The organism is Nitratireductor arenosus, assembly GCF_009742725.1.
Classification (GTDB): Bacteria; Pseudomonadota; Alphaproteobacteria; order Rhizobiales; family Rhizobiaceae; genus Mangrovimarina; species Mangrovimarina arenosa.
In genome coordinates, this window is the sequence record NZ_WPHG01000003.1 from 436,639 (window position 1) to 447,869 (window position 11,231).

At 68.6% G+C, this 11,231-nt stretch carries 9 protein-coding genes; 7 read left to right on the forward strand and 2 right to left on the reverse strand.

Features of this window, described 5'->3' with window-relative positions:
- Positions 1-4: 4 nt before the first annotated feature.
- Positions 5-1,054, reverse strand: a complete 1,050-nt coding sequence (gene gtdA / locus GN330_RS14100) for a gentisate 1,2-dioxygenase (protein ID WP_156713322.1) — start codon at positions 1,052-1,054, stop codon at positions 5-7.
- 28 nt (positions 1,055-1,082) lie between these two features.
- Positions 1,083-2,264: a 3-hydroxybenzoate 6-monooxygenase gene (locus GN330_RS14105; protein WP_156713323.1), complete on the reverse strand. Its 1,182-nt coding sequence runs from the start codon at positions 2,262-2,264 to the stop codon at positions 1,083-1,085.
- Between the two features lie 197 nt (positions 2,265-2,461).
- Between GN330_RS14105 and GN330_RS14110 the strand changes: the two genes are divergently transcribed.
- The 7 genes from GN330_RS14110 (at position 2,462) to GN330_RS14140 (ending at position 11,154) form a co-directional block, all read left to right on the forward strand.
- On the forward strand, positions 2,462-3,583 hold the full coding sequence (locus tag GN330_RS14110) for a hypothetical protein (RefSeq protein ID WP_246188686.1): 1,122 nt from the start codon (positions 2,462-2,464) through the stop codon (positions 3,581-3,583).
- A gap of 27 nt (positions 3,584-3,610) precedes the next feature.
- Positions 3,611-5,563: an asparagine synthase (glutamine-hydrolyzing) gene (gene asnB / locus GN330_RS14115; RefSeq protein ID WP_156713324.1), complete on the forward strand. Its 1,953-nt coding sequence runs from the start codon at positions 3,611-3,613 to the stop codon at positions 5,561-5,563.
- Positions 5,564-5,592: 29 nt separating this feature from the next.
- Positions 5,593-5,865 carry an acyl carrier protein gene (locus tag GN330_RS14120; protein WP_156713325.1) on the forward strand — a complete coding sequence of 91 codons (273 nt, stop codon included), beginning with the start codon at positions 5,593-5,595 and terminating at the stop codon, positions 5,863-5,865.
- A 12-nt stretch (positions 5,866-5,877) separates the two neighbouring features.
- Positions 5,878-7,431 (forward strand): class I adenylate-forming enzyme family protein, encoded by a 1,554-nt coding sequence (locus GN330_RS14125; protein WP_156713326.1) that lies wholly within the window; start codon positions 5,878-5,880, stop codon positions 7,429-7,431.
- Entirely contained in the window at positions 7,428-8,417 is a 990-nt protein-coding gene (gene nadE, locus GN330_RS14130; protein WP_156713327.1) for an NAD(+) synthase, read from the forward strand. Before GN330_RS14125 ends, nadE begins: the two co-directional genes overlap by 4 nt.
- Before the next feature lie 99 nt (positions 8,418-8,516).
- Entirely contained in the window at positions 8,517-9,320 is an 804-nt protein-coding gene (locus GN330_RS14135; RefSeq protein WP_156713328.1) for an enoyl-CoA hydratase/isomerase family protein, read from the forward strand.
- Between the two features lie 19 nt (positions 9,321-9,339).
- Positions 9,340-11,154 carry an acyclic terpene utilization AtuA family protein gene (locus tag GN330_RS14140; protein ID WP_197435172.1) on the forward strand — a complete coding sequence of 605 codons (1,815 nt, stop codon included), beginning with the start codon at positions 9,340-9,342 and terminating at the stop codon, positions 11,152-11,154.
- Positions 11,155-11,231 lie beyond the last annotated feature (77 nt).

Sequence of the window (11,231 nt, forward strand, 5' to 3'; positions counted from 1 at the left end):
GCTCTCAATGGTTGCCGCGATCTTCGCGCCACAGGCCCAGCCTATCCTGGGCGGCACGGTCGGAATAGGAAAACAGCACCGCGTCGGTGGCGGGCTCGTGGACGATGCGTTTCCATGACGGGGCGACGAAAATGTCCTTCGGGCCCCATTCGAACACTTTTCCGTCGATGGTCGTGCGCCCCGATCCCTCCACCGCCACGAACACAGTGGCGTCGGTCGAGCGATAGGCGGCGGTGGTGAAGCCGGCCGGCAGAAGCTGCAAAAACGTGGCGATGGTCGGCATCGCGTAGCCGCCGTCGACCGGGTTGACGTAGCGCAGCTTGAGCCCGTGGCAGGGGTCCCACTCCTCCTGCGTGCGCATCTGTTCCAGCGCCGCGCGCGAGCGCTCATAGGGATAGTTGAAGATCGGCGAGGTCTTTTTGCGTGGCTCGAAGTCGACCGGCAGGAGATTGGCGCCGAAACGGGCGAGCGAATCGCCGGTCTTGCGCGAGATCGGCTGCTCGTCGTCGGGATAACCTTCCGCGAACGAGGCGTCGAAGAACGAGATCATCGGAATGTCGAGCCCGTCGAGCCAGATCATCGGTTCGTCGGTGCGGTTGCCGTGGTCGTGCCAGGCGCCGGACGGGGTGATGACGAAGTCGCCGTAATGCATGACCGTGCGTTCGCCGTCGACCGCGGTATGGGCGCCGTCGCCGTCGAGCACGAAACGCAGCGCGGATTGCGAATGGCGGTGCGCGGGGGCGACCTCGCCCGGCATGACAAGCTGCAGGCCGGCATAGAGCGATGTCGTGATCCGGCTCTGGCCGCGCAGGCCAGGATTTTCCAGGATCAGCACTCGCCGTTCCGCCTCCTTGGCGGTGATCAGCCCGCCGGCCTCCAGAAGATAGGCCTTGGCCTCCTCGTAGTTCCAGCAATGGGCCTGGCAGCCGCTTGTCGGCTCCGGCGTGATGATCGACGACATCACCGACCACAGCGGGGTCAGGCTCTTCTCGTCGATCTTTTCGTAAAACGCCTTGCGTTGCGGCGTCTCGGTCGGCTTCTCGGTCAGCGACATGGGGTCTCCTCCTTGCGGCTCTCGTCTCTCAGGCCCGCGCGAGCCCGGTGCCGCCATAGAGCCATTCGAGGCGGTCGTAATATTGTTCGGGCGACAGCGAGGTCATCACCTGGTTGCGCACCAGCGCCTTGGCGCCGGCCGGATGGTAGATGTACTCGCCGATCAGGCGCGAATCGATCTGCACATGGGCCGTGCGCGGCACCCGGTTTTGCTGATAGGCAGCGAGCGCGGCCTCCACCTTCCCGTCATGCGCGTCGAGCATGTGGGCGAGGCACACCGCGTCCTCCATCGCCATCGCCGCGCCCTGGGCGAAATATTGCAGCATCGGATGCGCGGCGTCGCCGAGCAGGGCCACCCGGCCGTCGACCCAGCGGGCGACCGGTTCACGGTCGCACAGCACCCACAATTTCCAGTTCGCGCCGTGTTCGATGATCTTTTGCGCGCGCGGGTGGATATGCTCGAAACCGCGCAGCACTTCCTCGACCGGCACCGGTTTGCCAGCCACCGCTTCCTCCACGTCGTTGTGGTAGGTCACGACCAGGTTGAACATCTTCCAGCCCTTCAGCGGGTAATGGACGATGTGGCATTTCGGCCCGGCCCACAACGTGGCCGCGTTCCAGCGCAGATCCTCGGGCATCCGCTCGACGGGGATGACGGACCGATAGGTGGTATGGCCCGAGACGATCGGCTCGCCGTCGGCCAGCATCTGGGCGCGGATCGGCGAGCGCAGCCCGTCGGCGCCAATCAGCGCGCAGCCGACCACGGGATCCCGGCCGGCGCACAACACCCGCACCGACGCGCCGTCCTGCGTGTAGCCTTCGACCCGGTGCGAGGTGCGGATATCGACCAGCCCTGTGTTTCGGGCCGCCTCCACCAACGCCATGTGCAGGTCGGCGCGATGCACCACGGCGTAGGGATTGCCGAACCGCTCGCGGAACGGCTGATCGAGCGGAATATGCACGATCTCGTCGCCGGTCAGCCCGTCCATCAGGCGCAGTTTGTCGATGAAGACGGCCTCCGCGCGGGCCTGGTCGCCGACGCCGAGCGCGTCGAAACAGTGAAATGCATTCGGCGCGAGCTGGATGCCGGCGCCGATCTCGCCGATTTTCGAGGCCTGCTCCAACACGATGGCGGGGCGGCCGGTACGGGCAAGGCCGAGCGCGGTGGCGATACCGCCGATGCCGCCTCCGGCGACGATAACGGGTTGCATGTCCGTTCCTTCCGGCAATTTCGTCAGTATTATGCGCATAATGCTGACTATTGCAAGCGCGATGGCCGGGACAATGTCCGATTGCCGCCCCGTTCGGTTTCAACCGAACTTTAATCTCCAACCTCTAATGTGACCGCGGTCGTCCCGCATGGCTTGCGCCGGGTTGCGCGGATCGGCCTGCCGGATCGGATTGGCGGATGATACAGCATCAGATGGACACCACGCGAGCCTTGGGTGAAGCGGACGTTCCGGTCGTCGCGCGGCTGTTCCAGAAGATTTTGCGCAAGACCCGCGAGCCGGCGACGCCGGCGCTCGAAACCTATCTGGCGAGCGTCTTCCTGGACGGTCCCGACCGCGATCCGCAGATCAGTTCCTTCGTCCATCTGCGCCGGGACGGCCGCGTCAACGGCTTTGTCGGCGTCTTGCCGTTGCCTTTGCTTGCCGGCGACAGACCGGTGCGCGGCGCTTTATGCGGCACGTTGATGGTCGAAGACCACGTCGATGATCCCTTCGCCGGCGCGCGGCTGATGCGCGCCTTCCTCGGCGGTCCGCAGGACATTTCGCTGACCGAGACCGCCAACGACATTTCCACCACGATGTGGCGCAAGCTCAGGGCCACCGTTCTGCCCGACCATAGCCTGGAATGGCTGCGTGTGATCCGTCCGGCCGGCTTCGCCGCCGAGATGGCCGGTCGCGCGGTCGGCCTTGGCGATGTGTTGCGCCCGCTCGCGCGTCCCGTCGACGCGCTGGTCCGGCGCCGGGGCGACGGTCCGTACTGGACCCATATGCCGGCCGGGCTGCCCGCCGGAACGCTTGCCAGCGCCGAGGTCGACGATGGCGAGGCGGCGGCGCTGTTTGTCGAATTGACCCGGGGCTACGAGGTGCGGCCCGACTGGCGCGCGCAAAGCCTCGCCCGGATGTTGGCCGAATCCCGCCGCAAGGCGGTCTACGGCGCCATGGTGCGCCGCAAGGTCGTGGCGCGTAACGGCCGCCCGGTTGGCCTGTTTCTCTATTACGGCGACCCGGGGCGTGTCGGGCGGGTGGTGCAGGTCCTGCACGCGCCCGGCCAGGCCGGCATTGTCCTCGACAGCATGCTCGCCCATGCCGGCGAAACCGGCCTTGTCGCCTTGCGCGGCCGCACCATGCCCGCGCTGCTGGAGGCGATGCTTGGCCGGCGTTTCATCTTCGTTCACGCCTCTTCCTCCATTGTGCACGCGCGCGACAAGAGCCTGATCGAGCCCTTCGTCGCCGGCAGGGCGTTTTTCAACGGTTTTGCCGGCGAATCCTGGTCGCGACTGATCGGAGACCGTTTTGACTGAATTCGCTTCGAAGACGGCACGCGGCCCATGTGCGGCATAGCGGGTTATTGCGGCGACGGCGTCGCGCCGCAGGACGGCGCGGCGCTGTTGTGGCGCATGGGCCGCGAGCTCGCCCATCGCGGCCCGGACGGACAGGGCAGCCATGTCGGTCGCGGCATCGGCCTCGGCCATCGCCGTCTTGCCGTCATCGACCTGTCCGAGGGTGCCGCCCAGCCGATGGCCAGCGCCTGCGGGGCGATCCACATCGCCTATAATGGCGAGGTCTTCAATTATCTCGAACTGCGCGCCGAGCTGGTCGCGCGCGGTCGGCGCTTTCGCAGTGAAAGCGACACCGAGGTGGTGCTGCAGCTCTATGAGGAGTTTGGTCCCGATTTCGTCACCAAACTCAACGGCGATTTCGCGCTGGCGATCTGGGACGGGCGCAGCCGGCGCCTGCTTCTGGCGCGTGACCGCGTGGGCGTGCGCCCGCTCTTTTATCACTGGCAGGGCGGCACGCTCTATTTCGCCTCCGAGATCAAGGCCCTGATGCAGGTGCCGGGCTTTTCGGCCGAGATCGATCCGCTGGCGCTCGACCAGATCTTCACCCTGTGGACGCCGTTGGCGCCGCGCACCGCCTTCAAGAACGTCAACGAACTGCCGCCGGCCCACATGATGATCGTCGAGGGCGGCCACGCCGTCACCCGGCCCTACTGGGCGCTCGACTTTCCAGCGCTCGGCGATGACGCTCCCTCACGCGCCGAGGGCGATGTCGCCGAGGAGTTACGCGCGCTGCTCGAGGACGCCACGCGCATCCGCATGCGTGCCGACGTCGAGGTCGGGTCGTTCCTGTCCGGCGGCCTCGATTCCTCGCTGATTTCCGCTATCGCTGCCCGTCAGGCGCCGGGCCGGCTGCGCACCTTCGCGCTCGCCTTCGACGATCCCGCCTTCGACGAGAGCCGCCATCAGGAAACGATGGCCGCGGCCCTCGGCACGCGCCACGATGTCCTGACCTGCCGGGCCGGCGACATCGCGGCCGCCTTTCCCGCCGTCGTGCGCCAGATGGAGCGCCCGGTCCTGCGCACCGCGCCCGCCCCGCTCTATCTGTTGGCGCAGCGTCTGCGCGGCGAGGGGCTCAAAGTGGTGCTGTCGGGCGAGGGCGCCGACGAGATTTTCGCCGGCTATGACGTGTTCAGGGAGGCGCGTATCCGCCGTTTCTGCGCGCGCCAGCCCGGCTCGACGCTGCGGCCGCACCTGTTCCGCAAGATCTATCCCTATATCGCCTCGCTGCAGCAGCAGACGCCGGAATATTTGGCCGCGTTTTTCGGCGCCGGCGCCGATCGGCCCGACGATCCGCTGTTTTCCCACCGGCCGCGCTTTCGCGCCACGGCCGGAGCGAAGCTGTTCTTCTCACGTGAACTCAAGGCCGAACTCGCCGGCTACGACGCGGCCGAAGAGCTGGCGGCCTCGCTGCCGGCTGAGTTTTCCCGCTGGCACCCGCTCCACCAGGCCCAGTATCTGGAGACGCGTTTTCTCCTGCCCGGCTACATCCTGTCGGCCCAGGGCGACCGCATGGTCATGGCGCACGGTGTGGAATCGCGCTTTCCCTTCCTCGATCATCGCCTGGTCGAGTTCGCCGCCCGCATCCCGCCCGAGATGAAACTGCGCGGCCTGCGCGAAAAGCACATTTTGCGCCGGGCCGGCGCCGACCTGTTGCCGGCCGCAATCAGCGAACGCCCCAAACAGCCCTACCGCGCGCCGGAGAGCGTGTCGTTCAGCGGACGGGACGGCGCCTATGTCGAGGCGCTGATGTCGACGCCACGCATCGCCGAGGACGGGCTGTTCAACCCGCAGGCGACCCGAAAACTGCTCAACAAGCACGGCCGCGGCGCGATCGCCGGTTTTCGCGACGCCGCCGCCTTTGTCGGCATTCTCTCCACCCAGCTCTGGCTGCGGGAATTCGCCGGCGCCGCGCCCCGCAAGCACTCCGCGCAGGCCGTGTGACGGCGCTCCAACCACGAAAGGCTCATCCGATGTCAGAACCTGTCCACCAGCATATCCGCGAGTTCATCGTCGAGAACTTCCTGTTCGGCGACGACGACTACGAGCTCGACAACGGCGTCTCGCTGATCGAAACCGACCTGGTCGATTCCACCGGCATCCTGGAACTGGTCTCCTTCCTCGAGGAGCGCTTCGAGATCGCGGTCGCCGACGCCGACATCGTGCCGGGCAATCTCGATTCCATCGACCGCATCGCCGCCTTCGTCGCCCGCAAGCGCGGCGAAGGCCAAAGGCTGGCCGGCTAGCGCGGCGGAACCATGCCGGTGATCGCCCGCGTCGAGCATTTCTTGCGCCGCAGCGCCGCCGCCGGCGCGGCCAAGGCCGCGATCGTCGATGGCGAGACGCGGCTGGGCTACGCCGAACTCGACGCCGCCGCCGATCGGCTTGCCGCCGGGCTTGCCGCGCGCGGCGTCAAAAGCGGCGATCGCGTCGTCGTGTTGATGGACAATATCTGGGAAGCCCCGCTGTCGATCTTCGCCGTGCTCAGGGCCGGCGCCGTCTTCTGCCCGGTCAATCCCGCCGCATCGGCCGACATGCTCGCCCAGATTTTCGGCGATTGCGCGCCGCGCGTCGTGCTCACCCAGGCCAAATATGCGCGCGCCGCCACCGTGGCCGCCGCCGGCCTCGCCGCGCCGCCTTTGATCGTCGCCGCCAGGGCCGTCACGGCGCTGCCGCCGGGCGTCGCCGGTTTCGAGACCCTGCTGAAGGAGGAGGCGCCCGCCAAATGCGCGCCGGATGGTGCCGCGTCCGATCTGGCGATGATCATCTACACGTCCGGCTCGACCGGCCGGCCCAAGGGCGTGATGATCGCGCACGCCGCCATGATCGCGGTCTCCGGCTCGATCGCCGCCTATCTCGACAACGGCCCCGACGACGTCGTGCTCGCCGTGCTGCCGCTTTCCTTCACCTACGGGCTTTACCAGCTGATCGTCGCCGCCCGGGTCGGCGCGACCCTGGTCTTGGAGAAGAGCTTCGCCTTTCCCCACGACGTGCTCGCGCGCGCGCGCGCCGAGGGCGTCACCGGCCTTCCCCTGGTGCCGACCATGGCGGCGATGATCCTCGGCCTGTCGGAGCTTAAGCCCGGCGCGCTGCCGGCGCTGCGCTACATCACCAACGCCGCCGCCGCCCTGCCGCCGGCCCATGTCGCCGGCCTCGGGCGCCTGTTTCCCGGCGTACGCATCTATTCCATGTACGGCCTGACCGAATGCGCCCGCGCCAGTTTCCTGCCGCCCGGGGAACTCGAGCGCCGGCCCGATTCGGTCGGCAAGGCGATCCCCGGCACCGAAACGGCGATTGTCGACGAGGCCGGCCGCCCGGTGCCGGCAGGGACGGTCGGCGAGCTGGTGGTGCGCGGCCCGCATCTGATGCGCGGTTATTGGGGCGACGAGGAAGCCACCGCCCGGGCGCTGCGGCCCGCTCCCACCCCCGGCGCGCGCCAGCTTCACACCGGCGACCTGTTTCGTGCCGACGCCGACGGTTTCCTCTATTTCGTCGGCCGCAAAGACGACATCATCAAGATCCGCGGCGAAAAGGTCGCGCCGAAACGGGTGGAAACCGTGCTGCATGCCTGTGCGGGCGTGCGCGAGGCGCTCGTCTTCGGCGTGCCCGATCCTGTGCTCGGCCACGTCCTGCATGCCGTCGTCGTGCGCGCCGATCCGGATCTCGACGACCGCGCCATTCTGCGCCACTGCGCCCGAAACCTGCCCGACCTCATGGTGCCCAGGAAAATCGAGTTCCGTCAGGCCCTGCCGAAGACCGCGAGCGGCAAGGTGGTGCGGCGGCTCGTACTCGAAACAGGAACAGACCGATGAACCAGCATTCCCTCCCCGCCTTCTCGCCCGACGCGCTCGCCCTCGATGCCGAGGCCGAGGTCGAGCGCATCGTCGCCGCGCTGCGCGCCCAGTTGCGCGGGACGCTGCGCAAGCGCGGCCTGGTGCTCGGCCTGTCCGGCGGCATCGATTCCAGCGTCTGCGCCGGGCTCGCCGCCAGGGCCGTCGGCCCCGACAGGGTTCACTGCCTGTTGATGCCCGAGGACGATTCCGATCCCGAAAGCCTGCGGCTCGGCCGGCTGGTGGCCGAGCGGTTCGCCCTGTCGGCCGAGGTGGAGAATATCGGCCCGGCACTCGCCGCCATGGGCTGTTACGACAGGCGGGACGGCTTCATCCGCCAGGTCGTGCCCGCCTACGGGCCGGGCTGGAGCTCCAAGATCGTCTTCGCCAACGCGCTCACCACCGCCGGGTACAACATGTCCTCGCTGGTGGTCAGCGATCCCGACGGCCGGGTGGAAAAACACCGCCTGCCGGCCGAGGCCTATCTCGGCATCGTCGCGGCGACCAACATGAAGCAGCGCACGCGCAAGCAGTTCGAATATTATCACGCCGACCGGCTCAACTATGCCGTTATCGGCACCCCGAACCGGCTCGAATACGATCAGGGCTTTTTCGTCAAGAACGGCGACGGCGCCGCCGACGTCAAGCCGATCGCCCATCTCTACAAGACGCAGGTCTACCGGCTCGCCGAGCATCTCGGCGTGCCGCCGGAGGTGTGTTGCCGCCCGCCGACCACCGACACCTATTCGATGGCGCAGACGCAGGAGGAGTTCTATTTCGCGCTGCCCTACGACAAGATGGATCTGTGCCTTTACGCCCTCGACAACAACGTGCCCGCCGCCGCCGTCGCCGGCGCGGTCGCCTTGAGCGAGGACGAGGTCGCCCTGGTCTGGAAGGACATCGCCGCAAAGCGCAAGATGGCCCGCTATCTCCATCTCGGCCCCCAGCTTGCCGCGCCGCTCGCCTGACGCCACACTGGGCCGCGAAGGGGGCGGCCGCCGCCGCGCCCCGACCGTTTAGCCGGGTCGGCGGACAGGACCGCGATCCGGTCGAAAGGACGCCAGCGCATGACCGATCTGCCATCGACCGAGACGCTCATTCTGGAACGGGACGGGGGCTGGCTGACGGTCTGGCTCAACCGGCCCGCGGCGCGCAACGCGCTGTCGGCGGCAATGGCCGACGAGCTTGCCGCCACCGTTGCCGCGCTCGCCGGCGATCCCTCGATCCGCGGCGTCACCTTTCGCGGCAAGGGCGACATGTTCTGCGCCGGCGGCGACCTGAAGGATTTCGGCGCACTGTTGCGTGACGACGTCCCGCGCGCCGACATCGTCGACTTCAGCCGGCGCGCCGGCGCCCTGTTTCACGCCGTCGACACCTTGCCGCAGGTCACCGTCATGCTCGTTCACGGCGCGGCCATGGCCGGCGGGCTCGGTCTCGTCTGCGCCGGCGACATCGTGATTGCCGCCGCCGACGCCAGATTCGCGCTCACCGAGACCATGCTCGGCATTCCCCCGGCACAGATCGCGCCCTTCGTCGTCCAGCGCGCCGGCAGGGCGGCCGCGCGCCGGATCATGCTGACGGGCGCCCGCTTCGATGGCGGCGAGGCGCTCAGGCTTGGTATCGCCGACCAGCTTGTCGACGACGTCGCCGGCCTCGAGGCGGCCGAGGCCGCGGTGCGCGCGGCCGTGCGCCGCTGCGCGCCGGGCGCCAACGCCGTCACCAAGAACATCGTGCTTGCCGCTGGGCGCCTGGACGGCGCGGCGCTGCGCGATCTCGCCGCCGACGGGTTTGCCGAATGCCTGCTCGGCGAGGAGGGCCGCGAGGGCGTCGCCGCCTTCCTGGAAAAGCGCAAGCCGCGCTGGGCGGTCTGAGGTGGCAGACGACGCCATGATGACACGAACTGTACGGATCGGCGGCGCCGCGGCGGCCTGGGGCGACACGCTCTTGGGCGCGCGCCAACTGGTCGAAAAGGGCGATGTCGACTATCTCGTCGGCGATTATCTGGCCGAGGTCACGATGGCGCTGCTGGCGCGCGCCAGGGCGAAATCGCCCGACGGCGGATTCGTGCCCGACTGGCTGGCCTCGGTCGAACCGGTCCTGCCCGAAATCCATAAAAAGCGCATCCGGCTCGTCACCGACAGCGGCGGCATGAACCCGGCCGCCTGCCGCGACGCCTTCGTGGCCGCCGCCGACGCGGCGGGACTCGCCTTCAAGGTCGCGGTCGTCACCGGCGACGATCTGACCGCGCAGGCGGACGCGATCGCCGCCGCCCGTCCGCCGGAGATGTTTTCCGCCGCGCCGCCGCCGGCGGCCTTCGCCTCCGTCAACGCCTATCTCGGCGCGACCGCGATCGCCGCGGCGCTGGACGCCGGGGCCGATGTCGTCATCACTGGCCGCGTCGTCGATTCGGCCATGACGCTCGGCCCGCTGATGCACGAGTTCGGCTGGCGTCACGACGACTACCACCGCCTCGCCGCCGGCAGCCTCGCCGGCCACGTCATCGAATGCGGCTGCCAGGCGACCGGGGGCCTGTTCACCGACTGGCAGGAAGTTGCCGACGGCTGGCACGACATGGGCTTCCCGATCGTCGACTGCGCCGCCGACGGCAGTTTCGTCGTCACCAAGCCGCCCGGCACCGGCGGCAAGGTCTCGCGCGGCACGGTCGCCGAGCAGATCGTCTACGAGATCGGCGACCCGCGCGCCTATCGCCTGCCCGACGTGACCTGCGATTTCTCCGAGGTGGTCCTGGACGAGATCGGCCGGGACCGCGTGCGGGTCAGCGGCGCGCGGGGCCGCGCCCCGGGGCCGGACTACAAGGTCTGCGGCACCCATCTCGACGGGTTTCGGCTGGTGACGACCTATATGATCGCCGGCTTTCAGGCCGGCGCCAAAGGCAGGCGCACCGCCGAGGCGCTGGTCGAGCGCACCGCGCGCATCATGCGGGCCAAGGGGTTTGCGCCCTATCGCGAGGTCTCCATCGAGGTGATCGGCGCCGAGGACACGTATGGCGCGGCCCGGCGCGCCTTCGAGGCGCGCGAGGTGGTGGTCAAGATCGGGCTCAAGCACGACGACGCCAGGGCGCTGGAGCTGTTCGCGCACGAATTCGCCCATCCGGGCGTCGCCATGGCGCAGGGCCTGACCGGCGTCATGCACGGCCGGCCGAAGCCGGTGCCGGTGCTGCGCGTCCACTCCTTCCTGTGGCCGAAGCGCGACGTACCGGTTTCGATCGATCTCGACGGCGACATCCGCCCCGCCGCCATTGCCGATACGAGGGCCGCCGACGACCCGCCGCCGCATGCCGCGCCGCCGGCGCCCGTTGCCGCCGGCGCGACGGCGCTTGTGCCGTTGCGCGCGCTCGCCTGGGGGCGCAGCGGCGACAAGGGCAATCACGCCAATATCGGCATCGTCGCCCGTCGGCCCGAATTCTATCCCTGGCTATGCCAGCAGGTCACCGCCGCGCGCATCGCCGGTTTTTTCGCGCATTATCTGGAGGGCGAGGTACGGCGCTACCTGCTGCCCGGCTTTGGCGCGCTCAACTTCCTGCTCGAGGACGTGCTCGGCGGCGGCGGCACCGCCTCGCTGCGCTACGATCCGCAGGCCAAGACCTATGCCCAGATGGTGCTCGACCTGACCGTCGAAATCCCCCGGGCCTGGCTCGACCCCGACGGCCCGCTCGCCGGCTGGCGGCCGGAGGCGGGGGAGTGAGGCCAGCAAAGCCGTGAAACGGTTTTGCGTCCTGAACCGCGCCAAACAACCGAATAGATCTCTTCGCCGGCGCGGCC

Excerpts from the sequence above, each read along its gene's own strand:
- asnB (WP_156713324.1), top strand. The coding sequence starts at position 3,611 with ATGTGCGGCATAGCGGGTTATTGCGGCGACGGCGTCGCGCCGCAGGAC.
- GN330_RS14135 (WP_156713328.1), top strand. The coding sequence starts at position 8,517 with ATGACCGATCTGCCATCGACCGAGACGCTCATTCTGGAACGGGACGGG.
- GN330_RS14120 (WP_156713325.1), top strand. The coding sequence starts at position 5,593 with ATGTCAGAACCTGTCCACCAGCATATCCGCGAGTTCATCGTCGAGAAC.
- GN330_RS14140 (WP_197435172.1), top strand. The coding sequence starts at position 9,340 with ATGACACGAACTGTACGGATCGGCGGCGCCGCGGCGGCCTGGGGCGAC.
- nadE (WP_156713327.1), top strand. The coding sequence starts at position 7,428 with ATGAACCAGCATTCCCTCCCCGCCTTCTCGCCCGACGCGCTCGCCCTC.
- GN330_RS14105 (WP_156713323.1), bottom strand. The coding sequence starts at position 2,264 with ATGCAACCCGTTATCGTCGCCGGAGGCGGCATCGGCGGTATCGCCACC.
- gtdA (WP_156713322.1), bottom strand. The coding sequence starts at position 1,054 with ATGTCGCTGACCGAGAAGCCGACCGAGACGCCGCAACGCAAGGCGTTT.
- GN330_RS14125 (WP_156713326.1), top strand. The coding sequence starts at position 5,878 with ATGCCGGTGATCGCCCGCGTCGAGCATTTCTTGCGCCGCAGCGCCGCC.
- GN330_RS14110 (WP_246188686.1), top strand. The coding sequence starts at position 2,462 with ATGATACAGCATCAGATGGACACCACGCGAGCCTTGGGTGAAGCGGAC.